General features: G+C 65.6%; 14 protein-coding genes. 10 read left to right on the plus strand and 4 right to left on the minus strand.

Annotated elements, in window-relative coordinates; all coding sequences use genetic code 11:
* Positions 1 to 20 precede the first annotated feature (20 nt).
* Complete coding sequence (locus M3I56_RS26550; RefSeq protein WP_254356468.1) at positions 21 to 3,551, minus strand: indolepyruvate ferredoxin oxidoreductase family protein; 3,531 nt, start codon at positions 3,549 to 3,551, stop codon at positions 21 to 23.
* A 141-nt stretch (positions 3,552 to 3,692) separates the two neighbouring features.
* Between M3I56_RS26550 and M3I56_RS26555 the strand changes: the two genes are divergently transcribed.
* Positions 3,693 to 4,166, plus strand: a complete 474-nt coding sequence (locus M3I56_RS26555) for an Lrp/AsnC family transcriptional regulator (RefSeq protein ID WP_028205874.1) — start codon at positions 3,693 to 3,695, stop codon at positions 4,164 to 4,166.
* Between the two features lie 61 nt (positions 4,167 to 4,227).
* Here M3I56_RS26555 and M3I56_RS26560 read toward each other — a convergent pair whose 3' ends face one another.
* Positions 4,228 to 5,196: a DNA-binding protein gene (locus M3I56_RS26560; RefSeq protein ID WP_254356469.1), complete on the minus strand. Its 969-nt coding sequence runs from the start codon at positions 5,194 to 5,196 to the stop codon at positions 4,228 to 4,230.
* Between the two features lie 481 nt (positions 5,197 to 5,677).
* On the opposite strand from M3I56_RS26560, the gene M3I56_RS26565 reads away from it, so the two are divergent.
* The 5 genes from M3I56_RS26565 (at position 5,678) to M3I56_RS26585 (ending at position 8,919) form a co-directional block, all read left to right on the plus strand.
* Positions 5,678 to 7,084 carry an FAD-binding oxidoreductase gene (locus M3I56_RS26565; protein WP_254356470.1) on the plus strand — a complete coding sequence of 469 codons (1,407 nt, stop codon included), beginning with the start codon at positions 5,678 to 5,680 and terminating at the stop codon, positions 7,082 to 7,084.
* Positions 7,085 to 7,118: 34 nt separating this feature from the next.
* The gene (locus M3I56_RS26570) at positions 7,119 to 7,412 is read left to right on the plus strand and encodes a GYD domain-containing protein (RefSeq protein ID WP_254340811.1); all 294 of its coding nucleotides are present in this window, start codon (positions 7,119 to 7,121) and stop codon (positions 7,410 to 7,412) included.
* Between the two features lie 268 nt (positions 7,413 to 7,680).
* Positions 7,681 to 8,055 (plus strand): hypothetical protein, encoded by a 375-nt coding sequence (locus M3I56_RS26575; protein WP_254356471.1) that lies wholly within the window; start codon positions 7,681 to 7,683, stop codon positions 8,053 to 8,055.
* 4 nt (positions 8,056 to 8,059) lie between these two features.
* Positions 8,060 to 8,401 carry a hypothetical protein gene (locus M3I56_RS26580; protein WP_254356472.1) on the plus strand — a complete coding sequence of 114 codons (342 nt, stop codon included), beginning with the start codon at positions 8,060 to 8,062 and terminating at the stop codon, positions 8,399 to 8,401.
* Between the two features lie 86 nt (positions 8,402 to 8,487).
* Complete coding sequence (locus M3I56_RS26585; RefSeq protein WP_254356514.1) at positions 8,488 to 8,919, plus strand: lytic transglycosylase domain-containing protein; 432 nt, start codon at positions 8,488 to 8,490, stop codon at positions 8,917 to 8,919.
* A gap of 49 nt (positions 8,920 to 8,968) precedes the next feature.
* Here M3I56_RS26585 and M3I56_RS26590 read toward each other — a convergent pair whose 3' ends face one another.
* Positions 8,969 to 9,940: a DUF6492 family protein gene (locus tag M3I56_RS26590; protein ID WP_254356473.1), complete on the minus strand. Its 972-nt coding sequence runs from the start codon at positions 9,938 to 9,940 to the stop codon at positions 8,969 to 8,971.
* A 19-nt stretch (positions 9,941 to 9,959) separates the two neighbouring features.
* The gene (locus M3I56_RS26595) at positions 9,960 to 12,134 is read right to left on the minus strand and encodes a hypothetical protein (protein ID WP_254356474.1); all 2,175 of its coding nucleotides are present in this window, start codon (positions 12,132 to 12,134) and stop codon (positions 9,960 to 9,962) included.
* A gap of 169 nt (positions 12,135 to 12,303) precedes the next feature.
* Between M3I56_RS26595 and M3I56_RS26600 the strand changes: the two genes are divergently transcribed.
* The 4 genes from M3I56_RS26600 to M3I56_RS26615 all read left to right on the plus strand — a co-directional run bounded on the left by M3I56_RS26600 (position 12,304) and on the right by M3I56_RS26615 (position 17,423).
* On the plus strand, positions 12,304 to 13,023 hold the full coding sequence (locus tag M3I56_RS26600) for a polysaccharide biosynthesis/export family protein (RefSeq protein ID WP_254356475.1): 720 nt from the start codon (positions 12,304 to 12,306) through the stop codon (positions 13,021 to 13,023).
* Between the two features lie 63 nt (positions 13,024 to 13,086).
* Complete coding sequence (locus tag M3I56_RS26605) at positions 13,087 to 14,373, plus strand: hypothetical protein (protein WP_254356476.1); 1,287 nt, start codon at positions 13,087 to 13,089, stop codon at positions 14,371 to 14,373.
* Positions 14,360 to 16,036, plus strand: a complete 1,677-nt coding sequence (locus M3I56_RS26610; RefSeq protein WP_254356477.1) for a glycoside hydrolase family 44 protein — start codon at positions 14,360 to 14,362, stop codon at positions 16,034 to 16,036. Before M3I56_RS26605 ends, M3I56_RS26610 begins: the two co-directional genes overlap by 14 nt.
* Entirely contained in the window at positions 16,029 to 17,423 is a 1,395-nt protein-coding gene (locus tag M3I56_RS26615) for a lipopolysaccharide biosynthesis protein (protein ID WP_254356478.1), read from the plus strand. Before M3I56_RS26610 ends, M3I56_RS26615 begins: the two co-directional genes overlap by 8 nt.
* The last annotated feature ends 166 nt before the right edge of the window (positions 17,424 to 17,589 follow it).

Here is a 17,589-nt window from a genome sequence, read left to right on the forward strand (position 1 = left end):
CTGTTAGTTATCCGATCTTTTCAAACCGTCTCGCCTGCGATTTCCGCGCGATACCGCTCGCGCACGCCGCGCGAACGCTCGTAATTGCGCTCCTTGACGATACCGAAGCCTCGCACCGCACCCGGCACGCCAAGCAGGCCGACGGCCGCAGCAAGCGTCTGCTGCGTAAGTCTGCCGAGCACGAGGCGCACGTCGTCTTCGAATTCGCCGATCATCGCGCGCTCGATCACGCGGTCGCGCTGCCGTGCGAACGGATCGAGCGGCGTGCCGCGCAGCGCCTTGCCGTGCTTGAGCACGCGCAGCAACGGCTCGGCCCACACGCCGCGCAGCGCGATCTTGTTGCGGCGTCCCGTTTGCGTATCGCGGCGTGTGACGAGCGGCGGCGCCATGTGGAAAGTCTTCTTGCCCGCCGTGCCATCGAACAAACCGGACAGGTACGCGCCGAAGCCACCATCGGTGTGCAGGCGCGCAACTTCGTACTCGTCCTTGTAGGCCAGCACCTTGAAGTAATGGCGCGCTGCCGCTTGCGCGAGCGCGCCGCTCGCCCCTTCGATTCCGCGCTCCGCCTGCGCGACGGTTTCGACCAGCGCGCGATAGCGCGCCGCATAGGCGGCGTTCTGGTACTGCGTGAGATCGCGCTCGCGCTCGGCCACGAAGCGTGCGAGATCGAACGGCGTGTCCGCGGCCGCAACCTCCGCTCCCGTCACGCGTTCGAGCGCGCGAGCGTCCTGCGCGATCAAACGTCCCCACAGGAACGCGCGTTCGTTCATCTTCACGGCCGCGCCATTGAGACCGATTGCGCGCAGGATCGATGCTTCGGAAAGCGGCACGAGGCCCGACTGATACGCGTAGCCCACCATCATCATGTTAGAGGCGATGGCGTCGCCGAAAATCGCTTCCGCAGCCGCCGTGCAGTCCCAGAACACCGCACCGTCCGCGCCCATCGCGCTCTCTATCGCCGCCTGATGGACGGCCTTGCTCACGGGCAGATCGCCGTCGCGTACGAAGTCGGCGGTCACGTTGATGCGCTCGTTCACGATGGCGCGCGCACCGCTGGCCGGCAGGCGCGAGAGCGCGCCCGACGATGCCGCCACCACGGCGTCGCAGCCCAGCAGCACGTTGGCCGCATGCGCGCCGATACGCGAGGTGGTGATGAGCCCGCGGCTCTGCGCGATCTGCACGTGGCTCAACACTGCGCCGTTCTTCTGCGCGAGGCCGGTGAAGTCGAGCGTCGAGGCGCCGCGCCCTTCGAGGTGCGCGGCCATGGCGAGGATCGCGCCGATCGTCACGACGCCCGTGCCGCCCACACCCGTCACGACCATGCGCAGATGTTGCTCGAGCGCCTGCGGCACGCGCGCGGGCGGCGCGAGCGTGGCGCGCAGTTCGGCTTCGATGCGCTGAATGCGCGCGGCGTCCGGGCGCTTCGGCTCCATGCCCTCCACCGTCACGAAGCTCGGGCAAAAGCCCTTCACGCACGAGCTGTCCTTGTTGCAACTCGATTGATTGATGGCCCGCTTGCGGCCCAGCTCCGTTTCGAGCGGCTCGATCGCGATGCAGTTCGACTGCACGGAACAGTCGCCACAGCCCTCGCACACGGCCGGATTGATCACCACACGCGTGGGCGGATCGATCAGCTTGCCGCGCTTGCGGCGGCGGCGCTTTTCGGCGGCGCAGGTCTGGTCGTAGACGATCACCGAAACGCCCTTCTGCTCGCGCAGGCGGCGTTGCAGCGCGTCGAGCGCGTCGCGGTGCAAGAGCGTCACGCCCGCAGGCAACACCAGCGAGCCCGCGTACTGCTCAGGCCGGTCGGTGACCACGACGACTTCGCTCACGCCTTCGGCCCGGACCTGCGCCACCACGCGATGCACGGTCAGGCCGCCCTCGGCGGGCTGGCCACCGGTCATCGCCACCGCGTCGTTGAAGAGAATCTTGTAGGTGACGTTCGCGCGCGCCGCGACGGCCTGGCGGATCGCCAGGCTGCCCGAGTGCTGATAGGTGCCGTCACCGAGATTCACGAACAGATGCGGCATGTCCGTGAAGGTCGACATGCCGACCCACTGCACGCCTTCGCCGCCCATCTGGCAAAACGTCGCCGTGTTGCCGGCCTCGCCGAGCGCCATGATGTGGCAGCCGATGCCGGCCGCGGCATGCGAGCCTTCGGGCAGACGCGTCGACGTATTGTGCGGGCAGCCCGCGCAGAAGAATGGCTTGCGGGTGAGCGGCTCGCCTTGCGGCACTGGCGCGAGCGCAATCACGCGCTGCGCGCCCAAACGCGCATGAGTCGCACCGGTAGCGACGAGTGGCACATCAATCTCGGCGTGCCGGAAAAACCGCTGGAGCGCGTGCGCAAGCTGCTCGGGCGCGAACTCCATCGCGGCGGGCAGCAGCGGCTCGCGCTCGCCAAGCGTCTTGCCGTGCACGGACGGCCGCTCGTCGGCGCGCACGTTGAAGAGCGCCTCCTTGATCTGCCGCTCCACGAACGAGCGCTTTTCCTCCACGACGAAAAGCGCCTGCATGCCGCGCGCAAACGCCTTGAGCCCTTCCGTTTCGAGCGGCCAGATCATGCCGACCTTATAAAGCCCGATACCGAGTTGTTCGAGGCGCTCGGGCGTGAGGCCCAGCGCCTCGAACGCGGCCAGCACGTCCGCATGCGCCTTGCCTACCGTCACGATGCCCACGCGCGCCTGCGCGGGCCGCAGCAACGCGCGGTCGAGCGGATTCGCGCGCATGAAGGCGAGCGCGGCGGGCAGGCGCTCTTCGAGCACGCGGCGCTCCAGTTCGGCGCGCTCCGCCGGCCAGCGCAATTGCGGGTCGTAGTTGAAGCCGCGCTGCGCCGGCATCGCGATGTCTTCGGGCAAACGCAACGGCGCGCTGCGGCCCACGCGCATCGAGCGGCCGCTTTCCACCGTCTCCGTAATCGCCTTGAAGCCGACCCACAGTCCGCTGAAACGCGAAAGCGCATAGCCCGTGAGCCCGTACTCGATGTACTCCGCAACCGACGCCGGAAAGAGAATCGGCATCATCGCGCCTTCGAATACGTGGTCCGTCTGGTGCGGAAACATCGACGACTGCGCCGCGTGGTCGTCGCCGGCCACCGCCAGCACGCCGCCGTGGCGCGCGGCGCCGAGCATGTTCGCGTTGCGGAATACGTCGCCGGTACGGTCCACGCCCGGCCCTTTGCCGTACCACATCGAGTACACGCCTTCGACACGTTTGCCCGGAAACGCGTCGAGTTGCTGCGCGCCCCACAGCATGGTCGCGCCGAGGTCTTCGTTCAGGCCCGGCTCGAAGCGCACGTCGAAGTCCGCAAGCAGCGCCTTCTGGCGCCACAGTTCCTGATCGAATCCGCCGAGCGGCGAGCCGCGATAGCCGGAGACGAGACCCGCCGTTTTCAGCCCGGCAAGCCGGTCCGCGCGCGCCTGTTCGATCAGGATGCGCACGAGCGCCTGGGTGCCGGTGAGAAAGACCGCGCCGTCCTCGCGCAGGTAGCGGTCTTCGAGACGATAGTCCGTATCGATCTGGCGGTCGGTCTCGACGGCTCGCATGTTCATGGTTATCTCCGCTGTTCGACTTGTGGGTATTAGCGGATTCTAGGTAGCCAATAGCGGCGATTCGTGCCAAACTGAGCCACAGTATTCTCGCAAGTTAGCAACAATCGCCCCAAATTCACCTTTTTCAGGGAAAGCTGGCCAATGAAATTCGACCGCGTGGATGTGGCCATCCTGCACGCGCTGCAGCGCGACGCGCACGTGAAGTCCGCCGACCTCGCGGAATCGCTCGGGCTTTCGCTCTCGCCGTTCTACCGGCGCATCCGTATGCTCGAAGAGCGCGGCGTCATCACGCAGTACGTCACGCTGCTCGATCAGGAGAAGGCGGGCTTTCCTGTCAACGCGTATGTGTCGGTGGCGATCGAGAAGAAGAACGAGACGCGGCTAGCCGCGTTCGAGCGCGCGATCTCGAACTGCGACGAAGTGATGGAGTGCTATTTGATGACGGGCGCGTTCGACTACATGCTGCGCGTGGTGGCGAGCGATATTGCGGGCATCGAGCGTTTCGTCATGACGCGCCTCACCAAGATCGAGGGCGTGCGTGACATTCACACTTCCGTGGCGCTGCGCCGCGTGGAGTACAAAACCGAGCTGCCGGTGCGCGTGCGCGACGCGTGACACGCGGCCAACGCCGGGGCTCAGTCAGGATGTCGAAGGAATCAACGCGTAGCCAAAGCCTTCACGCCTTTTGCCCCGCCTTGCGCGCCGCCCGCAACGGCTTCACGGCGGCCGCAGCGGCGCCCTTCTCCTGAGCGGCCTGCGGCTCGCGCACCTGAACTTCGCGGGTCGAACGCAGCGCGTCCAGGCGGCCTTCGAGCGTGCCCACCTGGTGGCGCAAATCGCCCAGTTGCGTCTGCAATGCCTGAATTTCGGCGCGCGCACTTTCCTCCGTGCGCGCTGCGCGCTGCGTGGCGGCTTCGGCGTCGCGCTGCAAACGCGCGTTCGCCGTGTGCTCGCGCTCGATTTCGAGCTGGGCGCGCTTCTCCGCTGCCTGCCAGCGCGTTTCCGCGAGTTCGGCGCTTGCGCGCAGCTTGTCGCGTTCGGCCGCAAAGTCGGCGCGCGCCTGGGTGAGCGCCGTGCCGCGTTCGCGGCTCACCTCGCGCTCGCGCGCCAGTTCCGCTTCGAATGCGCCGCGCGTGGCAACCGCGCCGGCTTGCGCCTGTTCCAGCTCCTGAATGCGCACCTGCGCCGTGAGCAGCGCAGCGGTGCGCTGTTCGAGCGCCACCTCCGTGTGCGCGAGGTCCGCGCGCACGGCGGCGGTTGCGCCTTCCGCGGCGCGGCGCGCCTCCTCCACTTCCAGCCGCAGCGCTTCGAGCGACGCCTGCGCGGCCGCCGTGGCGCGCGTCCAGAGCGCACCCATGAGTTCGCCGGCGGCCCCCTGCAGTTCCTCGGGCAAATCGGCGTGCTCGATACGCACGCGGCTCTTCTCGCGCAGGGTGGCCCAGAACTCCGAAAGGACTGCCGTAGGCGTGCTCATGCTGCCGCGGCGCACGAGCTGATAGAGGCGGTTGGCCGTGGGCGTGATGCCGTAACGGAAGAACATCAGCGCGCACACTTCGCGATACAGTTCACGCGTTTTGGGAAACTCGGCCTTGAGCCGTTCGATCTCGGCGGCGAGGCGTGCTTCGTGGGAGGCGACGTCGGTCATGGGGCAATGCGGGGCTGGAATGCGTCGATATTACAACGTAAAGCGTACGATTCCTACCGTCACGCATGCAGCCCGCGCGTGCGTGAAAATTATAGAATCCATGCAGTGCGCTTGCTAAACTGTTAAAGCGAATCCAGACGCGACAATAATCTGAATTAATTGCACGCTTTTTTATCAAGCTGCATAATTTAGGTTATCTAATGAATCTGCGAGGCTCGGTGGCTGCCTGGGTACGATCCAGACGGTCACAAAGCGCTCGCCGCCCGGTCCCTTGCGGTCCGGCCAGAGGCGGCCCCCGCCGCCCTTTGCGAAAGCCCTTCCTTCCCGCTTTCCCGACCGGACGCACGCCGCGTCACGCGCGTGCGTAAGCCGCATTGATTCGACAATTGAAGCGGTCGCCCGCAGTTCCGTTCAGTCCATGAAAACGCCCGCCCAGCTGTTGGCGCGCGTTTGTCCGATCCGTTGAATTGAGAGGTGTGCCATGTCAAGCCTGTCGAGCGAATCCATCGCCACGCTGAAAAGCGCGCTGCGCGGCGAAGCCCTGCAACCCGGCGACGCGGCCTACGAAGAAGCCCGGCAAATCTGGAACGCGATGATCGAGCGCCGTCCCGCGCTCATCGTGCGCTGCCGGGGTTGCGCCGACGTGCGCCAGGCTGTGGCGCTCGCGCGTGAATCCGGGCTGCCGCTCGCCGTGCGCGGCGGCGGCCACAATATCGCCGGCAGCGCGCTATGCGACGGCGGCATCGTGATCGATCTCTCGCTGATGAAGTCGGTCAGAGTCGAGCCCGCCACGCGCCGTGCGTATGTGGAGCCAGGCGCCACGTTGCACGACTTCGACCACGAAGCGCAGGCGTTCGGCCTCGCCACGCCGCTTGGCATCAATTCGACGACGGGCGTGGCGGGTCTCACGCTCGGAGGCGGCTTCGGCTGGCTGAGCCGGCGCTTCGGCATGTCAGTCGACAACCTCGTCGCCGCCGACGTCGTGACCGCCGACGGCAATCTGCTGCGCGCGAGCGCTGATGAAAACGCCGACCTCTTCTGGGCGCTACGCGGCGGCGGCGGCAACTTCGGCGTAGTTACGATGTTCGAGTTCGCGCTTCACCCCGTCGGCCCCGAGATCTACGGCGGACTGGTCGTGCTACCGTTCGACGCCGCGAAAGAAGCGCTGACGCTATATCGCGAGGCGGTCAATGCGATGCCCGAAGACCTGACCGTGTGGAGCGTGTCGCGTCTCGCACCGCCGCTGCCATTCCTGCCGCCCGAGGTGCACGGCAAGCCGGTCATCGTGTTCGCGATCTGCTATTCGGGGCCGCCGGAAAACGGGCCGAACGCGGTGGACGCGGTGCGGCGCTTCGGCAAGCCTTGTGGCGAACATCTCGGGCCAATGCCCTACGCCGCGTGGCAGCAGGCATTCGATCCGCTTCTCACGCCGGGCGCGCGCAACTACTGGAAATCGCACAATCTGGCTACGTTGCCCGACGGTCTCATCGACACGCTGATCGACGCCATCGCCACGCTGCCCTCGCCCGAGTGCGAAATATTCTTCGGGCAAATCGGCGGCGCGACGCTGCGCGTCGCGCCCGATGCGATGGCCTATCCGAATCGCGACGCGCTCTACGTCATGAACGTGCACGGCCGCTGGACCGATCCCGCCGACGACGAGCGCTGCGTCGCCTGGGCGCGCGGCTTCTTCGAGGCTTCCGCGCCCTATGCGCTCGGCAGCGTCTACGTGAACTTCCTCACCGACGACGAACGCACGCGCATCGAGGCGGCCTATGGTCCGAACATGAGCCGTCTCGTCGCCGTCAAGACGCGTTACGACCCGCACAATCTTTTCCGCCACAACCAGAACATCCGGCCCGAAGGGTCGGCCGAGGGGAGCCAGTAGTCAACTTTTCGATGTCATCGTAAGGGGAATCGTCATGTCGACTTATGTGGTGCTCGCGCAGTTCACCGACCAGGGTATCCGCGCTGTCAAGAACAGCGCGCAACGGGCCGGTCAGGCAGCGGAACTCGCCAAAACTTTCGGCTGTGAAATGAAGCAGATCTACTGGACGCTCGGGAAATACGACATCGTCACGGTCATCGAAGCGCCCGACGAGCAAAGCTTCATGGCGTTCGGCCTCGCGCTTGGGTCGCTCGGCAATATCCGCACGCAAACGCTGCGCGCCTTGAGCAAGGATGAGTTCACGGCGGTGCTCGGCAAGCTCAATTAACGAGCGCCGGCGCGCGGCACCTGGGCCGGTGCCGCGCTGCCGTCCGTCATTCTTCATATCTATTCGCCGCATGCGCGGCGCATTTCCCCTCAAGATCGGGGAGGCAGTTCCCTGCCCGAACACACGATCGCGCGCGAGCAACCTTCCGGGAAGCGGCGTTGCGCGAGCGAAGTCTTTCTTTTTGGCAAACGTTTGCCGCCCGGGTATCAAGTCCGCGCGCGCGAGGCCGAAAACGCGTACATCGCCACGAATTTTTGGAGACCCGGCCGTGACGCGCGTTTTGCTTTTACTTGCCGTAATGGTTGTGACAGGCTGCGCGCAACTGCAGCCGCCCACCACGGCACAGACCGGGAAGCCCGCCGTGTCGAACGTCATCATGAAGTTCGACATTCCCGCCGATGCGCTGGGCGCGCACGACCCGCAACTGAGCGCGGTGCTCGCCAAGGCGGGCGCGCTCGCCGCCGCGCAGAAGCAGCCCACCGTGATCCGCGTGACGGCCCTCGGCCAGGACCTCAAGTACATCAATCAGGCCATCTGGCGGGGCGTGCCCGCGCAAGGGCCCAAGCCCACGCTCGAAAACCTGACGGCCGGCGCGAATCAGACGTACAGCGTCGCGATCGAGCCGTTGCATGCGGGGAGCTGACACGATGCGTCCGATCGTTCTCGCCGTCGCACTCGGCTTTTGTAGCGCCGCCTGGGCGGGCCAACCCGCCGCCGGCGCGCCGGCCACTGCCACCATCGTTGCCACTGCCGCCACGCCCGCCGCCGACAAGGTTTATCCGCCGCTGCCTACACTCGCCATGCTGCCGCCCGCAACCGGCGACGACGACGAGGTTCCCGCGCCGCATTCGTCTTCGCACAGCAAGAAGAAGACGCGTCAGCGCGATTGCCACTGCGCCATGCCCACGCCGCGCCTCGTCGTCTCTGACACTTCGCGCGCCTACCTCAAGGACATCGAGCAGCAACTCGATTCCGCTCTCGCGCAGTGACGCCCAACCCGGAGCTTCGACCGATGCAGAAGACCAACGCCCTGCGCCAGTTCGGATCGCGAGTCATGCGCGCGTGGGTCGCGTTCATGAGCCTCGCGGCGCTCGGCGCAACGGCCGCACATGCCGCGCCGCCCGCCGACGAATGCTTCGAAAAGGCCGGCGCCTACCAGGGCGTGAATCCGCTCGTGCTGCGCGCGGTGGCGTGGCGTGAATCGAAAGGCGACGCGGCGGCCGTCAATCACAATGCGAACGGCTCGATCGACGTCGGGCAAGCACAGATCAACTCGATCCACTTTTCGGAGCTTTCGCGCGAGGGCATTCCGCACGGCGCCCTCACTGACCCGTGCGTGAATATCTTCGTGGCCGCCTGGCTGCTCAAGCAAAAGATGGTGCGATACGGCAACACGTGGCGCGCCATTGGCGCGTACCACTCGGAGTCGCCGCACGAGCGCGATGCCTACGCGCGCAGCATTCAGGCCATCCTCGTGAGCTGGGGCCGGCTGCAACCGGGGCGGTAAACGCGGCGCCCGGCGTCGTTGCAGACTCGTTGCAGGCGCAACGGCTCGCTTACCCGCGCAGCTTGTTCAACAGCTTGAGCCCGCGGCGCGCCACGGCCGAATAAAGCTCGGCGCCCTTGAGCGCGGGGTCGATATGGCGCTCGTAAGGCTGCAGCGTGATCGGGAAATACGGCACAAGCTTTTCCACCACGCGCTGTGGCGAGATGTGCGTGTTGCTCTGGACCACGGCGAACATGCCATCGCTTTCCGGCGCGAGATGGCGGGCCTCGCTCCAGCCTTCCATCTTGTCGGCAAACCATACGCTTTCGTCGGCGTGCAGCGCGCGCTGGCCCGGTTTCGGGCCCGTGTGGTACTGCTCCAGCAGCCCTTCGTTTTCCGCGTTGAGCCAGTAAAGCGTGTATTCGGTCCAGTCGAGCGCGTAGTTGGCGAGCAGCACGCGCCGCCAGTCGGTGCCGTGCAGCGCCGCGAGGCGCTGTTGCAGGCTCAGGCATAGCGTGCGCGACAAAATCGCCGGCGTCCACCAGATGCCGTCGCGCGTGAGTTGCGGATCGATATTCAGCAGCTTCGCCGAAGCCTCCCAGTAATACGGCTCCACCGTGCGCGGCTGCACATGCGTAAGCGCACGGCCGTCGAGAATCAGCGTATCCGCGCTGAAGCGATGCGTGGCGAAACAGTCGGGGTCGAGCACGAGGAAATACTCGGTTTCGATCCATTCGGGCGCATTCAGCTTGATGATTTGCTGCCGGTGCCAATTGCGGATCTGGTGACGCTGCGAGAACTCCGCAAAAATGCCCATGTACAGCGATTCGTCGACCACTTCGATGGGGAAATCGGACCACGCCTTCGCGTAGCCTTTGACTTCTTCGAGTTCGTCGTGCGGCACGACGATCACGAAACGGTGAAACGTTTTGGGCGTCGTGAAGTGACGCAGCGACGAGAAGAGGATGTCGCAACGGCCAATGTTGTCGGCGTAGTGCCGTCCCCGCGTTTTGACCGGCAGGATGGCGCTGATCTGGTGCATGGCAGTCAGGTCCCGAATGTTAGAAGAATCGATAAATGAAGTTCGGGATGTAGCCGCGCCGATGCGTCAGCGCGATGCCGATCAGCCTGCCGCCCGCGTCGAGCAACTGCGTTTTCAGGCCGAGGACCACGGGCTTGCGCGAAACCTCTGCGCGTACCGCCATGACCGTTGCGTCCGCCAGCGCCGCGTTTTCAATGCCGGCGAACGACTGGCTAGCGGGCGGCGCATGCACGACGATGTAGTCGTGCGTCTCGCGCAGCGCGTCGAACAGGGTCGTGGTCTGCTGCCACGAAGTCGGGAACGTGCCGCTTTCCGGCCGCGCGACGACGATGTTGTGCCGCTCGACGCTCTCGAACACGAGGCCGCTCGACGCCGCGATCTCCGCGGGCGCCGCGCTCGCCGCACGGCTCTGCCCGCTATGCCCCGACCAGGTCAGCAGGCCCTGCGCGTTCGGCGGGCCATAAAGCGGCGCGTCGGCGCTGGAGGCCATGTCGAGAATGAGGACCGGCTTGGTCGTGCGGTGCTCCAGTTCGACGGCGAGGCCGCGAATCACCGACAGCAGCCCGTCGTTCTTGCCGAACGAAAGCGCCATGACGACCTTGGCGGGCGAGTCCGTGCTCGCGTTGATGGCCGCGATCATGCGGCCATACGCCATCTGCGCGGGCCGGTTGGCCGCTTTGGCTGCGTCGGCTGACGCCCGCACGCCGCCGGGGCGGCGTGCGCCGCCGCCGAGCATCACCGGCGCGTTCAGCACCGGCAGCAGCAGAGAGCGCTCCGCCTGCTCCGGACTCAGGAAGGTCTCGCGCAGGCTCGCCATGATGAGCACGACGAGCGCCGAAATCAAGAGACCCGCCGCCACGCTCGCCGAAATGATAAGACTGGCCGAAACGCTGCGCTGCGAAGGCGGAAACGGCGCCTGGATCACGCGCACGTTCGTGCTGTTCACCTGGCTCACCTGCCCCTGCTGGATCTTCGCCAGCTCCACCTGGCGCGAACGGTCCTTGAAGCTGTCGGCCAGAATGTCACGCGTTGCCTGCAGCTGGCGCATCTGGCTGGAGATATCGCTCAAGCTGCGCAACTTCGCGCGCGTGTCCTTGATCTGATCTTCGAGCGTCTGCTGGCGTGCGGTTTCGCCCGCGATGCCGGCATTGAGCGCGGCCAGCCGCCCTTGCACCACGTCGTAGTAATCGTTGTGGCCGTAGCGCGTGGCGGTGGCCATTTGCGCCTTGCGCCGCGCGATGCTCGCGTGCATGTCGGCAATCTGCTGATCGAGCTGCTGCACGAACGGCGAGCTATCCATGTAGCGCGAGGCGAAGTCGGCGCGGCGCGCTTCGAGTTGCATCAGCGAGAGCTGCATCGTGTCGAGCGCGTGAGCGGCTTCGGAATCGTCGGTGAAGATCGGAATCGTCGCCTTCACCCCCTTCGAGGACGCCTGCTCCGACTTCAGTTCGCCGCGATGCTGCGCGAGCGACGTGTCGTTTTCGAGCTTTTGTTGAACCAGCTGGCTTTCGAGCAGCACGGCACGCGAGGTCTGGTCGTCGATATTGACGATGCCGTGCGTCTTCTGGAACGCGAGCAGGTCGGCATCGGCTTTTTTCAGTTGCCTTGCGACTTCGTCGCGCTGGCCGGTCAGGAAATCGACGCGGCCCGACGTGAAAATCGTCGCGCGCCGGCGAAAGTACGTGTCGAGCAGACGCGAGAGCGCATCGGCCGCTTCCTTGGGATCGGCGTCGTAATACGTGAGGTTGATGGTGCTCGCGAGATCGTTCTGCTCGATATGCAGCCGATGCTCGAATTCCTGCAAATGGCTGTCGATTTCGTGTTCGCTTGCGTTCGGTCCCAGTTTCGCAATCACGACGTCGCGGTGCAATTCCGGGCTGCTGAGGATTTGCGCTTCGACGCCGTCGAGCTGGCCAATGGCGGGCTGCACCGCGGCGGCACCATTCGGGTTGTTCGACTGGTCGTAATATCCTGCAAGGAGTACGAGCAGCGTCGACTGTGCCCGGTAAGGCATGGGCACCAGCAGCGCGACCGCCACGCCGATCGCCACAACGGCAAGAAATACCGCTGTTGCAATCTTGCGATAATAAAAAAAGGTGTTGAGATAATCCCGGACCGTCAGTTCGACAACAGCCGCCTTCCTTTCAGGCCTTGTTCTAGTAGTAATAACCATACAGGTGCGGTTCCGGACCAACAGTGAAGATTCGACGGCGCATATAATACGTAAGAAAACATCCAGGATGTCGCGTTAAACTGACATCCGCGAAAAAATCATGTGAGTTCCACCCTTCATTAACGGCAATTCCTGCCGTTACTTGACAAGAGATCAGGAACCGCAAGCCACCGCTTCACCCACGCGCCCGATGAACATACTCCGACCAGCCTGTATCCTCGGGCTGCTGACGCTTACCGCCTGCACCCAGACCTGGGTGGAACCGCAATTCCAGCAGCGCGCGCAGTTCGCCGCGTGGTTGCAAGCCACGCCCGGCGTCTATCGCATCGAACCCGGCGACGACCTTTCGGTCGTCATGCCCTTCAATGCCGAGCTGAACTTTCGCGGTTCGGTCGCGCCGGACGGCGGCCTGACGATGCCGTTCGCGGGCACGATCCCGGCGGCGGGCCTCACGGTCGCCCAGCTCGGCGACGCCATCAACAAGGCGCTCGCCGCCAACGGCATGGCGAAGAACGCGCACGCTTCGGTCTCCATTGTGCAGTCGGCCGCCAAAATCTATGTGGCCGGCCAGGTCGCGCGCCCCGGTGAAATCGCGCTGCACACGGGCATGAGCGTGCTGCAAGCCATCGCCGCCGCGCAGGGCTTGCTCGACACGGCGCGCACCAACGAAGTCGTCCTGATTCGCCGCAGCCCCGATGGCCGCCCGATGCTGCGCACGATCGATATCGACGCGCTCACGCATCGCGGCGACCCAACGCAGGACGTCATCCTGCAGGCCACCGACACGATCTTCGTGCCGAAGTCCTCGATCGCCGAAGTCGACCAGTGGGTCGATCAGTACATCGACAAGGTCATTCCGTTCCAGCGGGGCTTCGACTACACGATCTCGAACAACCCCGCGACTTACTAAGCCTGCTCAGCGAACCCATGCCGCCCGACGGTTTGCAACGTCCGGGCAAACGAATCAACTGCGATGGAAACCGCCACCACGACCACCGGGCTTGCCCCGGTCTTTTCGAGCGAGCCCGCCAGGTGGCGGGTCACGTGGTGGCTGCTCGCGCTCTTGCCGCTCTTTGGGCAGACCTTCCACTACCTGAGCACGCTCGTGCCGCTCTGGGCGCTCTCGAAAGCGCTGCCGGTCATTTCGCTGCCCGGCGTGCTGCGTCTGGGCGGCGAACCGCGTTTTCCCATGACACGGCAAATCCTCATCAGCTTCGCGTGGCTCTTGCTGGTGCCGAGCTTCGCTGCCGTGTTCTACTTCCACGAGGGCTTTTTCACGAGCATCACGGCACAGGTGAAACTGCTGCCCGTCCTGTACTTCTTCTCGTTTCTCGCGCTGCTCCTCACGCTCAAGCCCACGCTCGGCGAGCTGGAGCGCAGTTTCGTGGTGCTGGGCGTCGTCATTCTCGCCGTGCTGATCGTGCTCTGGGCCGTGGTGCCCTCCGACTGGTACCAGGAGTCGTATGTGATCGGCCAGTCGCCCTTTTTCAGCAGCGACAACCGCGGCCATCGCATCCGCATGTCGATGTATTTCCCGCTCATCCTGCTGTTCTTCTGCTACCGGCGCGCCTTTTTCGAAAAGCATGCGGGCTATCTGTTCGGCGTGGTCGTTGCGTTCGCGGTCACGCTGCTGATCGTCAAGACGCGCGCCATGGTCATCGGCATCATGGGCGTGCTCGTCATCAACACCTTTGCCTGGTCGCGCATGCGCACGCGCGTTCTGCTGCTGCTCGCCGCGCCCGTCGCGCTCGCCGCCACATTCTCAGCGGGCTACCTCGCCACGACCTTCAGCACCGACGCGAGCACGGGCTTCGACACGCGCCGCATCACCATCCTGCTCGCCACGAAGTTCCTCGGCAGCGAACCGATGCGCTGGCTCTTCGGTGTAGGCACGATCAGCTCGACCAGCAAGGACAACCTGATCGACTACTTTCACCACTTTTTCTTCCTCGCCGACATTACGTGGCTCGGCATCGTGTTCGAGTACGGCCTGATCGGTGCGCTCATCATCCTGTTCTTCCAGCTGCGCGGTATCGTGTTCTACCGGCGCCTGCGCAAGAAGGTCGATGACGATTTTCTCGGCGCACTGTTCGACTATCTCGTCTACGTCCTGCTCATTTCATTCTTTTACCCGCCTACCCTCACGCCAGGCGAGACCGCGGTCATTCTCGCAATCTTCGCGTACGTCTGGCGCGTGGGCGAGCTGGACAGCAAACACGACGACCATGCCGATCTGCAGGTTCACCATGCCTCGCTTTAAGCGCATCAAGCGCCCCAACCTGCATACGCTGCTGGTCGGCGCGCTGCTCATGTCGGGCGCGGCAGCCTGCACCGATGCGACCTCGGGCACGCCCTTGCCGGTGGCCATCCCGGTAGATGCCGGCGCCGGCCGGCACCCCATCAGCCCGCTGATTTACGGCATCAACTTCGGCACGACGGCCGTCCTGCAAGACCTGCGCGCGCCGGTCAACCGCTCCGGCGGCAACAGCGCCTCGGCCTATAACTGGCGCATCGACGCACGCAACGCGGGCAAGGACTGGTATTTCGAGAGTCTCGCCGTCAATCCCGCCGATATCAATGATCAGTTCGGCGAGCGCTTCGTTGCGCTCACCCAGGCGGCGGGCGCCACGCCCATCGTGACCATTCCGATGCTCGGCCGGGTGGCGAAACTCGGGCCGGCGCGCGAGACGCTCGCGAGCTTCTCGATCGCCAAATACGGTCCGCAACCGAATCACGACGTGAATGGCCACGCCGACGCCGGCAACGGCCTGGCGCCCGGCGACAAGCCGATCGCCGGCAACGACGCGAACGACGCCTCGACGCCCGACGACCCGCAAAACGAGCAGGCGCGCGTCGCGGATCTGGTCAAGCAATTTGGTGGCGCAAGTGGCGGCGGCGTGCGTTACTACGCGCTCGACAACGAGCCGAGCCTTTGGCAGCTGATTCACCGCGACGTGCATCCCACGGGCGCGCATGCGAGCGAAATCGCCAGCAAGGTGATCGCCTATTCGCGCGCCGTGAAGGCGGCGGACCCGCACGCGCAGATCGTCGCGCCGGAAGAATGGGGCTGGCAGGGCTATTTCTACAGCGGCTTCGACCAGCAGTACGCAGCGGACCACGGCCTCGATCACGCGCCCGACCGCACAGGCGAAACCCAGGGCATGCCGTACGTGCCGTGGCTCCTCACGCAATGGAAAGCAGCCGGCCATCCGGTCGATGTGTTCAGCCTGCACTTCTACCCGCAGGGCGGCGAATATGCCGAAGCGGGCGTGACGAACTCGCAGGCCGTCGCGCTCATGCGCAACCGCTCCACGCGCGACCTGTGGGACCCGAACTACAAGGACCCCACGTGGATCAACAGCGTCGTGGCGCTGATTCCGCTGATGCGCCGCTGGGTCGATTCGTACTACTACCCGGGCACGCCCATCGGCATCACGGAATACAACTGGGGCGGCGACACGCTGATGAACGGCGCGACGGCCCAGGCCGACGTGCTCGGCATTTTCGGCCGCGAGGGGCTGGACATCGCCACGCGCTGGGGCACGCTCGATCCTTCGATGCCGGTGTACAAGGCATTCAAGCTCTACCGCAACTACGACGGCAACGGCGCGGCGTTCGGTGCGACCAGCATTGCCGCGAGCGTGCCCGACCCGGACACCGTTTCCGCGTTCGCCGCCTTGCGCGAACGCGACCACGCGCTGACGCTCGTGGTCATCAACAAGCAGCTGGACCGCCCCGCCGACGCCGCCATCACGCTCGATCATTTCGCGGCCAGCGGCGTGGCCGAAACCTGGCGGCTCGCCAACAACCAGCTGTTTCGCATGCCCGACGCGCGCTACCACGACAGCGCGCTGCGCGCGAGCCTGCCCGCGCAGAGCGTGACGCTGTTCGTACTGCGCGGCGCCCAGGCGCAGCATGACTGAAGCCACTGAAACCCAGCACCCGGCGCAAATGCGCGCGCGCCAGAACGGCGGCTCGATGATCCGGGGCTCGCTCGTGAGCCTCGGCGTGCGCCTGCTCGACCTGCCGAGCCGCTACGGTTTCCATCTGCTGATCGCCGCCATGCTGGGCGTGGTGCAGACGGGCGACTTTTATATCGTGTTCAGCACAATGGTGGCGCTCGCGGGCTTCGGTCGTCTCGGCATCGACCAGGCGCTGACGCGGCAGATCGCGATGGACCTCGCGGCGGGCGAGGCGCGCGCCGTGCGGCCGGCCATCCGCCGCGCGCTGTGGCTGGTGCTGCTCGCCTCCACGGCCATGTCGATCGCGCTTGGCGCGGGCGCGTTCGCCTTCGCGCACGACGTGCTGAAGAAGCCCGAACTCGCCTGGCCGCTCGCGCTCGGCGCGCTCTCGTTCCTCCCGCAAAATCTCGGCGCGGCAATGGCGGGGGCGCTTGCCGGACTCCAGCGCGTGGGCTACAGCCAGATGATCTATTCCTGGCTCTGGCCCGCGATCTTCTGCGCCGTCGCCCTCCCGCTCGGATTGACGCGCGGCATGAGCGTCGCCAGCACGCTCATGCTGATCGCCGCCAGCTTCACGCTCACCGCGCTGACCGGCGCGTTCCTGCTCAAGCGTTTTCTTGCCGGCGTGCCCGCCGGCGCACAAGCGCCAGCCGAACCGCCGCGCTTGCTCAAGGCGGCTTTGCCGCTCTTCACGCTGGAATTCACGAAGCTCCTGATCACCTCGGCGCCCGCCATCGTGCTCGGCATCGTCGCCTCGTCACGCGAGACCGGGCTTTTCGCGCTGGCGTGGCGGCTCGCGCTCGTCATCAATCTGCTGATCAGCGGCGTGACCGGCATGGCCGCGCCGAAGTTCGCAGGCCTTTTCGCGCGCAACGACCGGCACGGGCTCGACAAAAGCGCGGCCCAGGCGGCGGGCCTCGTGCTGTGCCTCGCGTTGCCCGCCGCGCTGTGCATGCTGCTCTTTCCCGAACACCTGCTACGCTTGTTCGGGCCGGGCTTCGGCGGCGGCGCGGCCGCGCTGCGCGTGCTCGCGCTCGGCCAGATCGCCGCGGCATGCTTTACGGCCATGCCCGAACTGCTGGGCATGACGGCGCACACTGCCGTGCTGTACCGAATCAACCTCTACTCGGTCGCCATGCTGCTCGTGGGCCTCGCCGTGCTCGCGCCGCCTGGCGGCAGCGTCGGGGCGGCGGCGGCGGCATCGCTGGCCATTGCCGTGAACGGCGCGCTCGCGGCGTGGGCGGCGCACCGGCTGCTGGGCGTGTTGCCACTTGCGCTGCTTGGGCGATGGGTGCTCGGGCGCGTGCCGGGACGCACTGCGGCGAACGACGCGAAACAGGACGCCTAGATCGTCGGGATTGCAACGGCGCCGACTTCAACTCTGACCAACAATAACGGCACGTCGGGACCGATCCAGGACGACAGCGAGACGCAAAAAAAAGCGCCTCGACCCGCGACATGCTGCGTACCCCTGAGGCGCGCAGCATTGCTGATATCATGAAAAGCACCCCCGA

This window comes from Paraburkholderia sp. CNPSo 3281 (genome assembly GCF_024206515.1).
Lineage (GTDB): Bacteria > Pseudomonadota > Gammaproteobacteria > Burkholderiales > Burkholderiaceae > Paraburkholderia > Paraburkholderia nodosa.

Bases quoted from the DNA above. Each gene is read 5' to 3' on its own strand.
- M3I56_RS26605 (WP_254356476.1), top strand. From the start codon at position 13,087: ATGGAAACCGCCACCACGACCACCGGGCTTGCCCCGGTCTTTTCGAGC.
- M3I56_RS26600 (WP_254356475.1), top strand. From the start codon at position 12,304: ATGAACATACTCCGACCAGCCTGTATCCTCGGGCTGCTGACGCTTACC.
- M3I56_RS26610 (WP_254356477.1), top strand. From the start codon at position 14,360: ATGCCTCGCTTTAAGCGCATCAAGCGCCCCAACCTGCATACGCTGCTG.
- M3I56_RS26615 (WP_254356478.1), top strand. From the start codon at position 16,029: ATGACTGAAGCCACTGAAACCCAGCACCCGGCGCAAATGCGCGCGCGC.
- M3I56_RS26590 (WP_254356473.1), bottom strand. From the start codon at position 9,940: ATGCACCAGATCAGCGCCATCCTGCCGGTCAAAACGCGGGGACGGCAC.
- M3I56_RS26585 (WP_254356514.1), top strand. From the start codon at position 8,488: ATGAGCCTCGCGGCGCTCGGCGCAACGGCCGCACATGCCGCGCCGCCC.
- M3I56_RS26570 (WP_254340811.1), top strand. From the start codon at position 7,119: ATGTCGACTTATGTGGTGCTCGCGCAGTTCACCGACCAGGGTATCCGC.
- M3I56_RS26560 (WP_254356469.1), bottom strand. From the start codon at position 5,196: ATGACCGACGTCGCCTCCCACGAAGCACGCCTCGCCGCCGAGATCGAA.
- M3I56_RS26550 (WP_254356468.1), bottom strand. From the start codon at position 3,551: ATGAACATGCGAGCCGTCGAGACCGACCGCCAGATCGATACGGACTAT.
- M3I56_RS26555 (WP_028205874.1), top strand. From the start codon at position 3,693: ATGAAATTCGACCGCGTGGATGTGGCCATCCTGCACGCGCTGCAGCGC.
- M3I56_RS26565 (WP_254356470.1), top strand. From the start codon at position 5,678: ATGTCAAGCCTGTCGAGCGAATCCATCGCCACGCTGAAAAGCGCGCTG.
- M3I56_RS26580 (WP_254356472.1), top strand. From the start codon at position 8,060: ATGCGTCCGATCGTTCTCGCCGTCGCACTCGGCTTTTGTAGCGCCGCC.